Source organism: Acidobacteriota bacterium (genome assembly GCA_009691245.1).
Classification (GTDB): Bacteria; Acidobacteriota; Terriglobia; order 2-12-FULL-54-10; family 2-12-FULL-54-10; genus SHUM01.
Map to the genome: position 1 here is coordinate 82,406 of SHUM01000003.1, position 17,033 is coordinate 99,438.

At 57.6% G+C, this 17,033-nt stretch carries 15 protein-coding genes; all 15 read left to right on the top strand.

Features of this window, described 5'->3' with window-relative positions:
* Window positions 1–115: 115 nt before the first annotated feature.
* The 15 genes from EXQ56_01715 (at window position 116) to EXQ56_01785 (ending at window position 16,950) form a co-directional block, all read left to right on the top strand.
* Entirely contained in the window at window positions 116–1,126 is a 1,011-nt protein-coding gene (locus EXQ56_01715; protein ID MSO19172.1) for a VWA domain-containing protein, read from the top strand.
* A gap of 65 nt (window positions 1,127–1,191) precedes the next feature.
* On the top strand, window positions 1,192–2,214 hold the full coding sequence (locus EXQ56_01720) for an AAA family ATPase (protein ID MSO19173.1): 1,023 nt from the start codon (window positions 1,192–1,194) through the stop codon (window positions 2,212–2,214).
* Between the two features lie 25 nt (window positions 2,215–2,239).
* A complete protein-coding gene (locus tag EXQ56_01725) occupies window positions 2,240–3,130 on the top strand; it encodes a DUF58 domain-containing protein (protein ID MSO19174.1) in 891 nt (296 codons plus the stop codon).
* Window positions 3,127–4,215: a hypothetical protein gene (locus EXQ56_01730; protein MSO19175.1), complete on the top strand. Its 1,089-nt coding sequence runs from the start codon at window positions 3,127–3,129 to the stop codon at window positions 4,213–4,215. Before EXQ56_01725 ends, EXQ56_01730 begins: the two co-directional genes overlap by 4 nt.
* Before the next feature lie 65 nt (window positions 4,216–4,280).
* A complete protein-coding gene (locus EXQ56_01735) occupies window positions 4,281–5,312 on the top strand; it encodes a VWA domain-containing protein (protein MSO19176.1) in 1,032 nt (343 codons plus the stop codon).
* Window positions 5,313–5,557: 245 nt separating this feature from the next.
* Window positions 5,558–6,172 (top strand): hypothetical protein, encoded by a 615-nt coding sequence (locus EXQ56_01740; protein ID MSO19177.1) that lies wholly within the window; start codon window positions 5,558–5,560, stop codon window positions 6,170–6,172.
* A 263-nt stretch (window positions 6,173–6,435) separates the two neighbouring features.
* Window positions 6,436–7,014, top strand: a complete 579-nt coding sequence (locus tag EXQ56_01745) for a hypothetical protein (protein MSO19178.1) — start codon at window positions 6,436–6,438, stop codon at window positions 7,012–7,014.
* A gap of 58 nt (window positions 7,015–7,072) precedes the next feature.
* Window positions 7,073–7,645: a hypothetical protein gene (locus tag EXQ56_01750; GenBank protein MSO19179.1), complete on the top strand. Its 573-nt coding sequence runs from the start codon at window positions 7,073–7,075 to the stop codon at window positions 7,643–7,645.
* 18 nt (window positions 7,646–7,663) lie between these two features.
* Window positions 7,664–8,545 carry an HlyD family efflux transporter periplasmic adaptor subunit gene (locus tag EXQ56_01755; protein ID MSO19180.1) on the top strand — a complete coding sequence of 294 codons (882 nt, stop codon included), beginning with the start codon at window positions 7,664–7,666 and terminating at the stop codon, window positions 8,543–8,545.
* Entirely contained in the window at window positions 8,542–10,413 is a 1,872-nt protein-coding gene (locus EXQ56_01760) for an efflux RND transporter periplasmic adaptor subunit (protein MSO19181.1), read from the top strand. The genes EXQ56_01755 and EXQ56_01760 overlap by 4 nt, the downstream gene beginning before the upstream one ends.
* 121 nt (window positions 10,414–10,534) lie before the next feature.
* Window positions 10,535–13,690 carry an efflux RND transporter permease subunit gene (locus EXQ56_01765; protein ID MSO19182.1) on the top strand — a complete coding sequence of 1,052 codons (3,156 nt, stop codon included), beginning with the start codon at window positions 10,535–10,537 and terminating at the stop codon, window positions 13,688–13,690.
* Window positions 13,691–13,723: 33 nt separating this feature from the next.
* Window positions 13,724–14,758 carry a thiazole biosynthesis adenylyltransferase ThiF gene (locus EXQ56_01770; GenBank protein MSO19183.1) on the top strand — a complete coding sequence of 345 codons (1,035 nt, stop codon included), beginning with the start codon at window positions 13,724–13,726 and terminating at the stop codon, window positions 14,756–14,758.
* Window positions 14,674–15,687 carry a lipoyl synthase gene (gene lipA, locus EXQ56_01775; protein MSO19184.1) on the top strand — a complete coding sequence of 338 codons (1,014 nt, stop codon included), beginning with the start codon at window positions 14,674–14,676 and terminating at the stop codon, window positions 15,685–15,687. Before EXQ56_01770 ends, lipA begins: the two co-directional genes overlap by 85 nt.
* Before the next feature lie 175 nt (window positions 15,688–15,862).
* Window positions 15,863–16,207, top strand: a complete 345-nt coding sequence (locus tag EXQ56_01780) for a PilZ domain-containing protein (GenBank protein MSO19185.1) — start codon at window positions 15,863–15,865, stop codon at window positions 16,205–16,207.
* Window positions 16,208–16,578: 371 nt separating this feature from the next.
* Window positions 16,579–16,950: a hypothetical protein gene (locus EXQ56_01785; protein ID MSO19186.1), complete on the top strand. Its 372-nt coding sequence runs from the start codon at window positions 16,579–16,581 to the stop codon at window positions 16,948–16,950.
* Window positions 16,951–17,033: the final 83 nt, after the last annotated feature.

Sequence of the window (17,033 nt, forward strand, 5' to 3'; positions counted from 1 at the left end):
AGCATTCAGATACTCCTGATCGTACCGTGCAAGCAATAGAGACAGATTGCCCCATGCAACAGGCAGTCTTAGCTGCCCATTAAAAATTTGAACCTGAGACCGGTTAACTTCAACAATGCCCGAGTTTGTTTATCCAAATTATTTGTGGCTGCTGCTGGGAATCCCGGCAGTGATGCTCTTTTGGTTCATCGGCTTGATGTACCACAGAGTGATGCGCCGCCGCTTCGGCAACCTGGACAATATGCGCGGCATTTCGCGGATATCCTGGGCTGGGCGCGGCTGGATGCGCGGATTCTTGTTCGCACTATCGTTAGTCTGCATGATCATCGGGTTGGCCTATCCGCAGATACTGGCCCGCGACCTGCGTCCACTCCCGATGCCTACGGACGTGATTTTCATGCTGGACGTATCTCCGTCCATGTATGCCAAGGACATGGACCCGAACCGCCTGGGGCATGCAGAAAAAATTATCCAGCAGTTCATCATGCGGAAGCAGCCGCAGGATCGATATGCGTTGGTTACCTACAACTTCAACAGCGTCATACTTTCCTATCTGACGCGTGACCCAGAAGGCGTGCTGCTCTATTTTGATTTTCTGAACCAGACCGAAGAGCCGACGTGGGGTTCCAATATGGGCGCGGCTCTGGTGAGCGCGCTGCGCGTGATTCAGGCTGATGAGATCACCTTCCCGGAAGAAGCCAAGAAGCGCCGACGGATTTTGGTGATGGTCTCCGATGGCGACGACAATATTGGCCAATGGGGCGCGGTAATGCCTGAAATTGCGCGCCGGCGCTTGAAGGTTTACTCATTCGGGTTGGGCACAGCCAACGGCGCTCATGTGCCGCATATGTTGAATAATGGCGAAATCGTGAAGTATGTTACGACTGCGGCGGGTGAGCGCATCCTGACCCGCGCGCAGGCACGCACCATGCGCGATCTTTCCGAGCGTACCGGCGCGCGTTTCTTCCGCGGTGAAGATCAGCGGCAGGTCAACGATGCCATGGAAGAAATTTTGGTAAGTGGCAGGCCGGTGGCTGGCTATGAGGCCAACCCGATCCGGCGCGATTTGTTTACACATTTTCTAACGGCAGCCCTCGCCCTGATGGCCGCCGCGATATTTCTGTAAGGAAGCCCGACGGGGCGGAGCGCTGCGCAAATCGAATCTGGCGCAGGGTTTAGTGAGGAGGAACTTTGGCAGTAGTTACCCAAGTACAGACGACTGAACAGGCCTGGGAGGTCATCCACGCCATTGAAGCGCAGGTCCAGCGCGTAGTCGTTGGGCAGGAAGATCTGATCCGAAAAATCTTGATTGGCCTGTTCGGCCGCATCCCGTATTCGTTCAAGAAGGGCGAAGGCGAGATGGCCGGCTCGGGCCATATCCTGCTGGAAGGCGTCCCCGGACTGGCCAAGACGCTGCTGGTCTCCGCCGTGGCCAGCACCTTTCACGCCAAGTTTTCTCGAATTCAGTTCACGCCCGACATGCTCCCCGCCGACATTCTGGGTACCCGCATCTTTGACGCAAGAACCGCCGAGTTCCGGACACAGAAAGGTCCGATCTTCGCCAACATCGTCCTGGCTGACGAAATCAACCGCGCTCCGCAGAAGACCCAAAGCGCGTTGCTTGAAGTCATGCAGGAGCGCCAGGTAACCATCTCCGAGACCACCTATCCAATGGACGATCCGTTCTGGGTATTGGCGACTCAGAACCCGGTCGAACAGGAAGGCGTCTTCAGTCTGCCGGAAGCGCAGCTCGACCGCTTCGCCATGATGATCCGCGTGGTTTATCCGACGCCAGAATATGAATTCAAGATGCTGACCTCCAAGCTTGAGGAATTGAGACTGGAAGCTGTTGCGGAACCCGCCACGGTGGTTCAGATTCGCCAGCTTGCCAGCAAGGTGCATGTGGACGACAAGGTCCGCCGCTACATCGTGGCCGTCGGCCAGGCCACTCGCAGCACCAATGCGGATTGCCTGCCGATCGTGAAGGAGATGATTCAGTACGGCGTCTCTCCGCGTTCCTACCAGCATTTGCTGGCCATGGCGCGCTCCGCGGCGTTCTTCCGCGGCAGGGACTATGTATCGCCCTCAGACGTTAAATACATCGCCACCGATGTGCTGCACCACAGAATGACACGCACCATCCGCGCTGAAGTGGAAGGCGTGAGTACGGACGAAGTCGTCGCGGAAGTGCTGCGCCGGACATCCATCCCATAGGGGATTCCATAAAGGGAGAAGTTGGTTGCTACCTCCGGAGATTGCTAAAGAACTCGCGTACCTTGAGATTTCGGCTTCGCGCCGAATCCGCAGTCTGCGCTTCGGCCAGAGCAGAAGCCGCATTCGCGGGTCCGGATACGAGTTCGAGAGCCACTACAAGTACCAGATCGGCGAAGATTTGCGCCGGGTGGATTGGAACGTTTCCGCGCGCATGCAGGACCTTTTCCTGAAACGGAACTTTGAAGAAAAGGAAGTGGTCGTTTTCATCGTGGCTGACGTGTCGCGGTCCATGCGTTACTCCACCGCGGAATACTCCAAGCGCATGCGCATGGTTCAGGTGGCTGCCTCGTTGGCCTTTTCCGCCACGGAAGACAACTGCCATCTGGGATTCATGGCGTTCTCTGACAAAGTGGAAGCTTACGAGCCACCCCGAAAAGGAAAAGGGCATGTTTGGCGCGTCATCGATCGGCTCTATGGCATGGAGCGCAGCAACACGGGCACAAATTGGGAAACTGCCTTGCGGTTTCTGCGCAGCCGCCTGAATCGCATGTCGATCATCTTTCTGCTCTCGGATTTTGTTGCCAGTCCGGATACTAAGGACTTGCAGGATATCCCCGATTTCAAGGCGATCGCCCGGCGGCATGATATTGTGCCCATCATTTTTGAAGATCAATTGGAGACGAAACTACCCACTGGGCATGGTCTACTGCGTTTCCGGTCGTCCGAGGGGAAGGGCGAAATGACCCTGAGTCTTTCCTCCAAGCAACGCGATCAATATGAGGCGATTGTGGAGCGGCGCAAGCAGAGTTTGCGGGATTTGTTCTTTTCGCTGGGGCTGGAATGCATGTTCCTTCCAGTGAGCGAGCCATTTATGGATCCTCTGATGGAGTTATTTGAAAGGCGGAAGAAAGTATGAACAGGATACGTCAGAATTGGATTTTTGCGATTGCCGGACTGGCGGTGGCCGTGGTGTTATTGCTGGCCGCGCCCCGGAACCTCTCGGCCTGGCAAATGGGTGGCAGTGACCACGATGCTGGCGAAGAAGAGATGCTCACCGGAGAGACCAATCAAACACGGCAGCCGCAGGGTGGTGCTCGTGGCAAGGCACCCGTGGCCCCCCTCAAGGAAATCGAGCTTACTACGCGTCTGGACCAGACGGCCGTCTGGGTTGGCGATCAGTTTCATTACGCGATCATTGTCGAGCACAAACCTACCGTCGAGTTCGTGTTGGACAACTTGAACAAAGACACCATCAACATGGACCCGCTGCGGGTTTATAACGCAAGCTACTCCGTTAGCGAACTGAAGAGTGGCAACAAACGGTTGTTCCTGGACATCACGCTGGCCAGCTTCGCCGTGGGCGAGGACAAGGTGCAGATTCCGCAGTTGACGCTGTTCTTTTTCCGCAAGGATGCGACCACAGTCAGTGCGGAAGAGAAGGCCGCTGAAAGCCTGACAGTTCCCGGTCCTATCGTCGGACTGCGCAGCACGCTAACGCCCGATGCCGCTGACTTGCGCGATGCCGTTACAGTCAATGGCTGGCCCAGGGGTCGTTGGGTGTTTGCGGGCATGGGTTGGTTTGCCTTGAGCATACTGGTGCTCGGCGTAGCGTGGGAGGGTTATGGAATGTTCAAGGCTAGTACGGGGCGCACCGGTCCTGACCCCCGTAAGGCGATGGCTGCGATTCAGCAGCGCTGGAATGACTATGTTCCCTCCGATTTCTCTGATCCTCAGAAGGTCATGGACTTCTATGGCCGCTCGTATCAGGACGTAAAAGCTTATGTTGGCCACATGATTGACGTTCACACGGAGGGCTTGACGGCGGACGAAATGAAGGAAGAACTGTCCAGCCAGTCTACCGAATCCTATCTTGCCGACAAAGTTGGTCGAGTGCTGGGCATGTGCGAAGACGTTCGCTATGGCCGCAATACCAATGGGTCAGTTGGCGATCCGTCCGGGTTTGTGTCTGATGTGCGAGATATCTTGCAGGCTGGACGGTAATTGGATTCCTTGATTCCAGCAGGCGAGTTCGGGTCAACGAAAAAGGTTTAGGAAGAAAACAGGGAATGGGCATTAGTTTCACGCATCTCGAGATTGCTCTCTACGCAATTCCTCCGCTTGTGCTGTTGTTGATCTATCGATTGCTGCGGCGGAATTACTGGAGCAATTCCCTCGTCGACATCATGAACGAGGAGATTGGTCCGCCCAATCCCGTGCTCCGTTTGCCGCGGTTGTTGGAAATCGCCGCCTTGGGATTCCTGCTGGTAGCTCTGCTCGGACCGGTCTTTCCGTTTCAGTTGAATCGCATTGAGCGCGGCGGATTGCAGATCATGTTCGTGCTGGATCTTTCGCAAAGCATGGAAGAACCGATTGGTCGCGGTGCCAATGTGGCGGCTGTTACCACCGTAAATACCTCACCTCCGCCGCAGTTCTCCAATCAGAGCACGGTAGCTCCCCCGCCTACCGTCGGCAGCAAGATGGAGGCGGTAAAGGCTAGCGCCTTGGCGTTTGTCAATAAACGCACAGGAGATGCCATCGGACTCTCCGTTTTTTCCAACAATGGCTATGTGGTCAGCCCAGCGACGTTTGATCATGAGAGCCTCATACAGTATCTGCATATGACCGGAACCCACACACTAGTCAATGAGGGGTTCACTGCTATCGGCGAAGGATTGAACTCAGCCAATCGGTATTTTGCCTTCAGCCGCCAGAAGAACCGTAAGCAGTCCAAGGGTCAGGTCATCATCTTGTTTACGGATGGCGACAACAATTACGGTCGCGATCCCATGACCGAGGTGGAGCGCGCGAAAACCGAAGGCACCAAGATTTACATGATGGGTGTGGCGCTCCAGCCAGGCGCATCACAGCAGATTGCCAATGCCGTTTACTCCACCGGTGGACAGTACTACGACGTTCGCAATCCAGGGCACCTCGAAGGCGCATTCAACCAGATCAATGATATTGAGAAGGGTATTTTCTATACTCTCCAGCTCACCGAAAATCAGCCGGCCTATTTCATCTTCGTTCTTCTGGCGCTAGGATGCCTTGCGTTAAGGCTGTTGCTGCACGCGATCCCGCAATTTGTTGACCTCAGTTAAGCCGCCTTGGCTACTACTGATGTCAACTGGCCAAAAAGGCGTCCCGATCAGGGGGAGTCAACTGTTGCACGGGCACTCCATTACCGCCCCCTGCCATTTGCTGCCTCACTCATTGCTCGCCTCTATGCAAATTCTGGACCGGCCAACTCGCGCTGGTTGGCCAAGGTTGTTTGGTCACCAGGAGAGCGCAGGCAACTCGGCATCTTGCAGAATGAATCAAACTCTTTAGAAAGGACCTTCATCAGATGATTGGCTCCCCTAGCGAAATCGCAAACAAGAGATTACCTGCCGCCATCCTGCTCGCAGTTATATCCTCGGCGAATCTATATTCGCAGGGGGCGGCGATCGCGCAACCCCCTGTGAATCCCAAGACGACGACTCGATTGACGCTGGGGAGTGCCTCTGGAATGCCCGGCTCCTCGGTTGTTGTCCCCATCTATTTCACGCCGGCCGAACAGGACGCCGTGGGACAGACAAGCCTGACTATCAGCTTTGTCAGCAAGAACCTGAAATTTTCCAAAGTCGATCTAGGGGCCGCCGCCGAGTTGAGTAATGTCGAGATCAAGACGGAAACCAAGGATGGCAAAAACGATCAGGGCCTGGAGACCACGGCGCTGACCGTGCGCGCCGTGGTTCCCGGCGAGGCAGGCAAAGCGATACCATCTGGACTGCTCGGTTATCTCTCCTTTAACATTCTGGAGACAGCGGTTCCCGCGAACATCTCGCTGCGCGCGGAGGCTTCCGCTCAGTTAGCGGGAAGCAGCAAAGCGGCTGGCGACGTTCGCGCCTTCGGTGCTCAGGTAGAAGTACTCGCCGAGGGAGAAGGCGGCATGGTGGCGTGTTTCTTTTTTACACACTAACCGACGAAGTTTACGGGAATGGCTCGGAAATAAAATACTGGACTCATTGTGAAACATCGTTATTGTAGGACAATGATTGTGGCCATGGCATGACAAGCAGATACAAAAGGACTCGAATTTTCGGAAACCCCATAGCGGCTGTGGTGTGCGCGGGATTCCTGTTCGTCATGCTTGCCGCATATTGTCAATCTGCGCAAGCTCAGCAACCATCCAATCGGGGCGCCGGGGGCAATTCACCGGTTACTCTTGCGCAATTCCGAGAAATGATCGCGAAGAATCAGCCTAAGCCGGCCAATACAAAAGTCCCCCTCCCTCCTCCCGATTACCATGCAAGCGACGAGACCTTTCTGCAAATTCTGCTGGCGCAAGCTGGTGCTGCCGCCGCTCGCCAGAGTCAGGACCGCCTTGCCGGCTGGAATCAAGCCATTCAGCTCAGGCTGGAAACCCAGAGCATCTCGTCGCTGGATGCCGAAATACTCGCACATGCTGAAAAGCAGACGGCTTCTGAAGTGGCACGGCTGGAAGCCAATCGGCGGCGCGCGATCGCGCGAGCCAACGCCGTGGCGGGACGTCCAACAGCAGAGCCTTTGCTGGCCGTCGTCGAGCCGGCCCCGCCCTCCAACGAGGATGCGCAAGGGCTTGAATTGTTCGAGAGGGATGTCGTTCCGCGCGGGCAGGAGCTGCTCAAGAAATTATTCCAATCCTACTCGGTGGGTGGCGTTTCCGTCAGCGAACTTCTCTGGCAGGAACAGCAGGCCACGCAAGTGGAAATGAATTATCGCGTGTGGGCGGTTACGACGGCATTCGAGGCTACCGTTAACGCTTCGTCTGGTGGTCGATAAGCAGTCGATAACGGGCAGGGAAGCGGAAATCCAAGCCTGGAAGGAGTAAAATCAAGGTATGAGAGTTCCGCTTGCACCATATCGCCCATTTCTTTGGTTTGGCTTGGCCGTGATTCTCAGTTTCTTGCTGTCTCTTCCCTTGGCGGCTCACGAATCCGGATTTCCTGAAAAGACGCTGAAGAGTGTCTTCCCGGAGGCAACCGGATTTACGGCGCGCAATAAATCGCTGACTGCGGCGCAGGTAAAGCGCATTGAGCAGGCTTCTGGCAGCAAGCTTCACGCCAATGATAATCCAGCCACCTTCTATGTTGCAGTCGGCAAGAGCGGCGACGGCTCGGGCGTGCTCGGCATGGTGCTTGTGGTGGACACGAATGGTCTGAAGGGCGCTATCGATATGGCGATCGGGTTGAAGAGAGATATGACCATTCACCGCGTGGTCATCGTGCTGAACAAGGACGATCCCGGTCTTGCCGCCGCCACGTTTCTGGACCAATTCAAAGGCAAGAATGCCGCCGCGCCGTTGGTGGTGGGTAAGGATATTCGATACTCCGGGGCGGCTGCGGCAGCGGAGGCGGTCGCCGCCGCAGTCCGCCGTGGGTTGCAAATATTGACCGAGGCCAGCAAGCCATAAAAGTGACCGTCGAATGAAATGTCAATGAGGATGCACGGCCAATCCCGCAGCGACTTTCCGCGAAACGCTTCACTGCGCCGAAGCGTCTGCCGCGCCTTGCTTTTATGTTTTGCCCTGCCATTGGGCGCATCGTTACTGCGCGCGCAATCCACAAACTTCCTGGGCAAGGTGGTTCATCTCCCGGATTCCAGCGCTGAAATCTTCTCGCCCGCCACGGGTCGTACGATTTCTCCCAAAGAGAAGCCTTATACAGTCGGCGACCGTGTGAAGAAGGGCGACCCCGTAGTCATCATCGAACACCGCTACAATATGCACGATCAGGCGCATATCTCCAACCAGCGTTGGGATTTGCTGAAAGTATTACTGGATACTCGCTACCGGGCGTTGGTGGCGCGTGTCGCACGCGAGCGCGGCGAGCGCCTAATGAGCTTGGGCAATCTCTCGGGCCAGCAGTTGCAGCATATGCAGGCGGAGGAGCTGGACGCCAGGGCGGAATACGAAAAAGCCCGCACTCTGATTGGTCAGCAGGACGAACAGATCGGCAATGTGTCGCCAACACGGAAGCCGCTGGCTTCGCCCATTGACGGTGAAATCGCCGAGGCGACCTTTACACAAAATCAAACGGTGAATGAGGGATTCAAGCTGTATCGCATCGTGAATCTCGCGCAGGTCGGCGTAGCGGCGCGCGTAATTGAGTCGCAGTTCCGCCCGTGGCCCATGGGTACAACGGCGGGGATACGCTTCGACAATCTGCCGGGCAAAGTTTTCACCGGCACGCTGGAAATCATTGAACCCGCAGTTGATCCGGAAACGCGCACCCGCGAATTGATCTTTCGCGTCAGCAATCCGGATGAGCTTCTCCGCTTCGGCATGATTGGCCGCGTGGAGGTGACTCAGTGAGCGTACCGCGAATGAAGTTTTCAAGTCTGTATCCACGGCTTGCGATATTCGCCACCGCCGCACTCGGCATTTGCGCGTGGATGCTCATCCCTGCATTGCTACATGCGCATGGTGAAGTCGCAGGTGGCGGCCGGCAGACCTTCGTCCAGAACGTAACCGGCGCGAACGGCAACTACCGCGTGGAGATCATGTACTCGCCATCGCTTCCTGTTGCGGGCGAGATTGCCAACGTCGAAATCAAAGCGTTCCGCCTGCTCGCGGTTCCCGATCCGCTGCTTGGCACCGAAATTCCCTTGGGGCTCCAGCCGGAAGGTTCACTCGTCGATACGCAATCGCAACGCGCCGTCGAGCCGCACCTGCCCGTTCACCCGGAGGGAGAAGCCGGAGTGTTTGGCATTGCGGAACACCAGTTCTCCAAAGCGGGGTCCTTCAATCTACACTTTACTTTCAAGACGGAAACTGGCGATGAGTTCAGCATGGATTTCCCGATCACGGTGCAGAGCAATCCAGCCAGTTTTTTCCGCCTGATGGTGAATATCGCCCTGGTGCTTCTAGTCGTTGGATTAACTGCGATCCAGTTGTGGCGTGTGCGCCAGCAGGCCGGCGAAGTGGGTGGTGCTGGGACGCGCATGGTCAGGCCAGCTCTGATCGGACTGGCTTGCCTGATCTTCGTGGTTGGGGTGATGGACCGGTTCATCCTGCCGGCCGTGCTGAATATGCGGAAGCCGGCGGTACCCACGGAAGGCAAGCAATTCGTCATTCTGAATGAAGATGGAACGTATGCCATCACGGACGCGGCGCAAAAGGAATTGGGAATTACTCTAGTGGAAGCGAAGCTGGTCTCGCTTGATCAGATTGTTCGTGCTACTGGCCACGTCGAAGCGCGGCCGGATCTCACCGCGATTGTCGAGGCTCCTCTGTGGGGACGAATCGAATTTGCGCCCAAGCCGCTGAGTCTCGGCGAAACCGTCAAGCGCGGTCAGCAGTTGGCGGTGGTAACGCTGGAGCTTTCCGCCATCGAGCGCGGCCCAATGGAAGCCAAGGACCTTGATATCAACGGCGTGCTGGCACGCGCGCGTGAGCGGCGCGATGCGGCGCAGCTTGAACTGGATCGCACGCAAAAACTGGCCGCCGCAAATCCGCTCTATGAAGCGGACGCCAAGTGGGCCAAGGAATTGCGCGACGAGGCAGTGCGCATTTTCGACGAAGTCCGTAAGCAGGACGAAGCCATGGAGGCCACCAAAAAGTTTCGCGACCCGCGCCGCACGCCCGTCGGCTCTCCCATTAATGGCATCATTGCCTCCATTAATTTCACTCCCGGAGAGCTGAATCTCAACGACGAATACAAACAGCTATTCACCATCGTGGACCCCAGCCGGGTGTGGGTGAAAACGCAGGTGTACAGCTCGGACTTGCTTACGTTGAAACGGGGACAATCGGCTTCCATCTTCCCGCCGTCCCCGGGTGCCAAGCCTATGTCGGGAACCGTCCATTGGATCGGCGACACAATCGATTCCACCAATCGGTCGGTGCCGGTCATCGTGGATGTGGTGAATGAAGGTAACGTGCTGGCGCTTGAATCTTTTGTTCGTGCAGAGTTTCGCCGGCAGCAGCGCGTGCTGGCTGTTCCCGAGCAGGCGGTCATTGATACCGGAACTGAGCGCTGGGTATATATAGTGCGGGCGGACGGAAACTTTGCCGCGCAACCGGTGGAAGTAGGGATTCGCCAAAACGGTTTTTGGCAGGTGCTGTCAGGAATCGGTGAAGGAGATCGCGTGGTGGTGAATGGCGCGGGCATGCTGGGCGCGCTGCCACGCCAGCAATCGGAGAGCGCTTCCTATGCGGTGCCGGCAGTCGCCGTACAGTAAGCCAAACTTTGAGTGTGTTGACTTGCAAATTTAGCGAACCGGAATTTTAGAAATATAGTCCATTACATGGAAATTTTCAAAGCACGATAACTCAGCAATATAAACGAGCCCGTCTCGACTCATGTTCAATCGCATAATACGCTTCTCCCTCGAACACCGCCTGTTGGTCATCTGCCTGACCGTATTGTTGCTGAGCTACGGAGGCTACGTTGTCTGGCGCGAGCTGACCGTCGACATTTTCCCCGATTTGAACCGCCCTACCGTCACCGTCTTCACCGAAGCCGAAGGATTGGCGCCCGAGGAAGTGGAAGTGCAGGTGACGCTGCCGCTCGAGTACGCACTGAACGGCGCGACGGATGTCGAGCGCATACGGTCGCAGTCCGGCGTGGGCCTGTCGCTACTATTTGTCGAGTTTGATTGGGACTCGGACATTTATCGCGACCGCCAGATCGTCGCCGAAAAACTCGAGCTGGCTCGCGACCGTCTGCCGCAGGGGTTGACGCCAGTGCTGGGGCCGATCAGCTCCATCATGGGCGAGATTCTTCTGGTCGCGCTGAAGAGTGATGACGGGAAAGTTTCGCCTCTTGAAATGCGCGAGGTGGCCGACTGGGTGATTCGCCCGCGTCTGCTTGCCGTGCCCGGCGTGTCGCAGGTAACGGTCATCGGCGGCGGAGTGAAGCAATATCAGGTGCTGGCGTCTCTCGACCGCATGCAGGAGTATGGCGTAACACTGCACGAGCTGGAAGCCGCCGTCGGTGCGTCCAACCAAAACACTTCCGGTGGATTCCTCACCGGACCGAATCGCGAGATTCTGATTCGCAACGTGGGCCGCACCAGCAGCCTCGAAGAAATTGGTCAGACCGTAGTTGCTTTCCGCAACGATCAGCCGATCCACGTCTCCGATGTGGCCCACCTGCAATTCGGCCCGCCCGCTCCGCGCGGGTCAGCCGGATTCAATGGCGGACCCGCGGTAATCCTCAGCATTTACAAGCAGCCGAACGGCGACACCATCGCCCTCACGAAGGCGCTCGAAGCCGCCATCGAATCGTTGAAGCCCGCTCTGCCAGCCGGCGTTACGCTGGATACGAATGTTTTCCGCCAGGCCGATTTCATTCAGCGCGCCATCGATAACGTGAAGGATGGTTTGGTGGAAGGCGCCGTCTTCGTTACGATTGTCCTCTTTCTGTTTCTCTGGAATTTCCGCACCACCGTGATCAACGTCATGGCCATCCCTGCGTCGTTTCTGCTGACGTTTCTGGTGATGAAGGTGCTGGGCCTGGGCGTGAATACCATGACGCTCGGCGGCTTGGCCGTGGCCATCGGGTTGATCATTGACGACGCCATCGTGGACGTCGAAAACGTTTTCCGGCGCCTCCAGGAGAATCGCCGTCGTGAGCATTCCGCACCTGCGTTGCAGGTGATCTTCGACGCCTCGGCGGAGATTCGGAATTCGATCGTATACGCAACGTTCATCATCGCATTGGTCTTCATTCCGCTGTTTTTCCTCTCTGGAGTGGAGGGCCGCTTGTTCGCGCCGCTGGGGATCGCATTCATCATTTCGTTACTCGCTTCGCTGCTGGTCTCACTCACACTGACGCCGGTGATGTGCTATTATCTGCTGCCCAAGGCTTCCTTTATGGATGAGGCTGAGGACTCCTTTTTGGTCCGCGGCCTGAAGTCTCTGCAGACGCGCATCCTGCGCTTCACGCTTCCTCATGCGTGGGAGATTCTGATCGCATCGGCCTTTCTGGTGCTGCTTTCCATCGCATTCATTCCCCTGCTGGGCCGTGAGTTCCTGCCTGATTTTAACGAAGGAACGCTTACCGTCAACGTGCAGGCCGAGCCGGGCGTGAGCCTGCCGGAGTCCGACGCCATCGGGCGACTGGCGGAAACGCGCATGTTGGCCGTCGAAGGCGTCAAATCGACGGGCCGTCGCACGGGCCGCGCCGAGCTGGACGACCATGCCGAGGGCGTCTATTACACGGAGATAGAAGTAGCGCTCGACCCGGGCGAGCGGAAGATCGCGGAGATCGTCGCCGACATTCGCAGTCAGCTCTCCATTCTTCCCGGCATCGCTCTGAACATCGGCCAGCCCATCTCGCACCGCATCGACCACATGCAGAGCGGCGTGCGTTCGCAGATCGCCATCAAGATTTTTGGGGTGGAGCTGGCCGAGTTGCGGCGTATGGCCGATGAGATCGAAACAGTCATGAAGTCCGTGCCGGGCATGGTGGACGTGGCGGTGGAGAAGCAGTCGCTGGTGCCCGAGTTGCGCCTGACCGTGAATCGCCAGCGCGCGGCTGAGTTCGGCTTGCAGGCTGGCGAGATCAACGATGTGCTGGAGACGGCGCTACAGGGCCGGACGGTCTCACAAGTGCTCGATGGACAGCGGACTTACGATGTGATTGTGCGGCTGGATGAGGTCTACCGCAACAACATTGAAGCGATCAGCGACGTGCTCCTCGACACTCCCTCGGGCGGCAAAGTTCCGCTGCGGCAGGTGGCCGATATTACACTATCGTCCAGCCCCAACCAGGTGTGGCGTGAGAATGCGCAGCGGCGCATCGTGGTGCAGGCCAACGTCGCCGGTCGCGACCTGCGCGGCGCGGTTACCGAACTGCAAACTCGCATCAACAGTCAGGTGAAGCTGCCTACTGGTTACTGGATTGAATACGGCGGGCAGTTTGAGTTCGAGCAGCAGGCGACGCAGTTGATTCTGGCGATGTCGGGGGTAGCCATTCTGGGAGTGTTCCTGCTGCTGTACGCGCAATTTGGTTTTGTCCGCGTGGTGTTGCAGGTGATGGCGAATATTCCGCTGGCGCTGGTGGGCGCGGTGATCGCGGTCTATCTGTCGGGCGGAGTGCTTTCCGTTGCCTCGCTGGTGGGATTCATCACGGTGGGCGGCATCGCGGCGCGCAACGGCATCATGATGATCTCGCACTACATTCATCTGGTGCGCTACGAAGGCGAGCAGTTTGACGAGAAGATGATCATTCGCGGCACGCTCGAACGGGTGCGGCCCGTGCTGATGACGGCGCTGGCGGCGATTCTGGGCGTGGCCCCGCTGGTCTTCGCCGGCGGAGAGGCGGGCAAGGAATTGCTGCAACCCATCGCGGTGGTCATCGCTGGCGGGCTGATCAGTTCCACGCTGCTCGATTGGACCGTCACGCCCGCGCTCTTCCTCAAATTCGGCCGGCCCGTGTGCGAATACTATCTCTCGGGCAAGGATCAATCGCAGAGGGCGCAGGACCGGATCACAGAAGAGCAAGCCAGTTAGCCCGTTAGCATATGGTCCCTCTATAATCTGAATATGGGCATTCCTCCAGATACACTTGGATTCGCCCGCTACTCGCGCCAGATACTTTTCAAGGGCATCGGCGCAGCGGGACAGCAGCGGCTCGGACAGTCGCGAGCGGCAATCGTAGGCTGCGGTGCGCTGGGCAGCCTACAGGCGGCATTGCTGGCGCGCGCCGGCGTGGGTGAGATCACTTTAATTGATCGCGATTTTGTGGAAGAGAGCAACTTGCAGCGCCAGACTCTTTTTGATGAGAGCGACGCCGCCGAGCACACTCCTAAGGCGATAGCCGCCGCGGCTCATCTGAAGCGCGCGAACTCCGAGGTCCGTATCCTCCCCGTGGTGGCTGACCTGACGCCGCGCAACATCGCCGAGTTGCTCGGCGGAGTCCACGTAATTCTTGACGGCACCGACAACTTCGAGACGCGCTATCTGCTGAACGACTTCAGCGTGTACAGCGGCATCCCGTGGATATACGGAGCCGCCGTGGCCAGTTACGGAGTCACCTTCACCATCCGGCCAGGCGCGACTCCCTGCCTGGCCTGCCTATTTCCCGCCGCCCCCGCTGGCGCGCACGCCACCTGCGATACGGCGGGCATTCTGAATGCCGCCGCCGCCGTGGTGGCCTCTTTGCAGGTGGCCGAGGCGACCAAACTGTTAGTGGGCGCGGCGCAGGAGTTGACCGGCAAGATGATCTCGGTGGATGTGTGGGACAGCCGCTTCCAGTCCATTGATCCCGGCCCGCCCGCCGCGGACTGCCGCGTTTGTCAGCGTCGGGAGTTCGCTTATCTAACCGGTGCCAAGTCGGCGCCTGTCACGCTTTGCGGTCGCGACTCGGTTCAGATACACGAACGGGAACGCCCGCTGGACTTCGCCGAGTTGGCCGGAACGCTCACACTGCTGGGCGCGGTGCGGTACAATTCTCATGTATTCCGATTCCAGGTGGATGCCTACGAAATGATCGTATTCCCCGATGGCCGCGCCATCATCAAAGGCACCAACGACCCTGGCGTGGCCCGCAGCTTATACGCCCGCTACCTTGGGGCCTAAACGACATGAGTGATCTGGTCAACATTGTTGCGCAATTACAGGCGGCTACCTCCGCCGTTCGCCGCGCTCCCCGGCCGGAGTGGTTGCGGGCGCGCGCGCCCGGCGGGGCGAACCATCACGAACTGAAAGTGCTGACCAATCGGCTGGGACTGCACACGGTATGCGAAAGCGCGCAGTGTCCCAATCTCGGCGAGTGCTGGGATCAGCGCACCGCGACGTTCATGATTCTGGGCGATGTTTGCACGCGGCGCTGCGGTTTCTGCGCGGTCCCCAAGGGCCAGCCGCTGCCTGTGGATGAAGACGAGCCGGAGCGCGTGGCCGAGGCCGTGCATGCGTTGAATCTGGAATACGTTGTGGTTACTTCCGTCAATCGCGATGACCGCAAGGATGGCGGGGCGGAGCTTTTTGCGCGCACGATCCGCGCCATTAGCCAGCGGCAGCCTGGGTGCAAAGTGGAAGTGCTGATCCCGGACTTCCAAGGCTCGCGCGAGGCGCTCGAAATAGTTTTGGATGCGCGTCCGGACGTGTTGAATCACAATACGGAGACCGTGCCGCGCCTCTACAAGCAGGTTCGTCCCGGCGCCCGCTATGAGCAGTCGCTCGAACTCATTTCGCGCGTGCGCCAGATGGACGCATCCATCGCCAGCAAATCGGGGATCATGGTGGGATTAGGCGAATCGACCGAAGAAATTCACGAGACCATGCGGGATCTGGCGCGCAGCGGTTGCCAGATTATGACCATCGGGCAATACTTGCAACCATCGCGGGACCATCTTCCCATCGCCCGCTACTATCACCCCAGCGAGTTTGCGGAATTTCAGCAGGCTGGGCTGCGCATGGGATTCAGCCACGTGGAATCCGGCCCACTGGTGCGCAGCTCCTATCACGCACGCACCCAACTGGCCAGCGCGATGCCAGCTAATCAATAGATTAAATGTTTGTTAGCGGGTTGATTCGGCACCAACAGGTTTTCGGTGTCTAGCCCGAATCGTCTATTCACTCGCTGGTTTCCCGGGCCAGAATGTGATTACTAATGCACCTGTAGAATAATAAACCCATTGCTCACCATCTGCTGTCCGATAACATCTGTGGAGGAAGATCTATATGGTGTACTCATCTTCAGGGTCGGGAGACGACAGGCGTCAACATCGCCGCTTTCTGGTTAACGGCATTGCCTCGCTGCAATCCGGCAGCACCACCCTTCAGGCTGAACTGCTCAATGTGGGCGCCGGCGGGCTGCTGGTCCTGACGGACGCCGCACTACCTGACGGCGCGGCCGTTCAGGCGCGCTTCCTCATCAATAACTATCCTCTCGAAGTGGTTGTGAATGGATTTGTTGCGCATTCCACCGAATCCACGATGGGCGTTGCCTTTTCGGAAGAACCGGATGGGTTGGATGAGATCATTCTCTGGCTCGAAGCGGGCTTCATGGCCGGAATGCTGACTTAGCTCGCGAAATAGCGGTTGCATAGCGCATCAGTTTCCGTTCATTCCGCTCCGATCATTCAGCATCATTCTCACTCCTGTTATTACTGCATCGAGCTACCTTTTCCACTGAGTATTATCAGTAGAACGCCGCTCCAGCACTGAACTCAAACTCTCCTTTCACGACGACTGTCGCCAATTGCGCCCTCGTGTTGCGCTGGCGTGTTGTGCTATTTTTGTCCTGCTGGTGGACGTGCCAGTCGCGCACCGGCTTCCCCCTGAAGTAAGGCCATTTTTTGGATGGGCCGATATTCGGCGAAGGATCGCCGAAGGTTCCGCACTTTGCCGAAAAGCGCCGGGGCGATGAACTTCACGGAGAAGAGGGCGGGATATCCATGAAACAGCACTACGATCTTGCCGTAATCGGTTCCGGACTGGCTGGCTTGACGTTGGTCCGGCAGTTGCTCCTGCGCGCGGACAAAAAAGTTTTGCTGCTCGATAAGTCTCCGCAGGTCCCCACTCCGCGACAGAAGCTTGGTGAATCGACCGTCCAGGTGGGTGGATACTATCTCTCCAAGGTGCTCGATCTCGAAGAGTATCTGATCCGCGATCAGCTGCTGAAATACAATCTGCGATTTCACTGGAAACCCAAGGGAACCGACGGTAGCGCCTATGAGCAGCTGAGCCAGAGCTACATCCGCATTGACCTGCCCGGCGATTTCGATACCAGCCGAAGTGAGAGAGAATCTCATGAGGGAGGTATTTGAATATGCCGATGCAGAGGTACAAACCAGAGCAGATCGTAACGGTGTTGCGGCAGGTTGAAGTGGCGGTGGCCAGCGGGAAGACA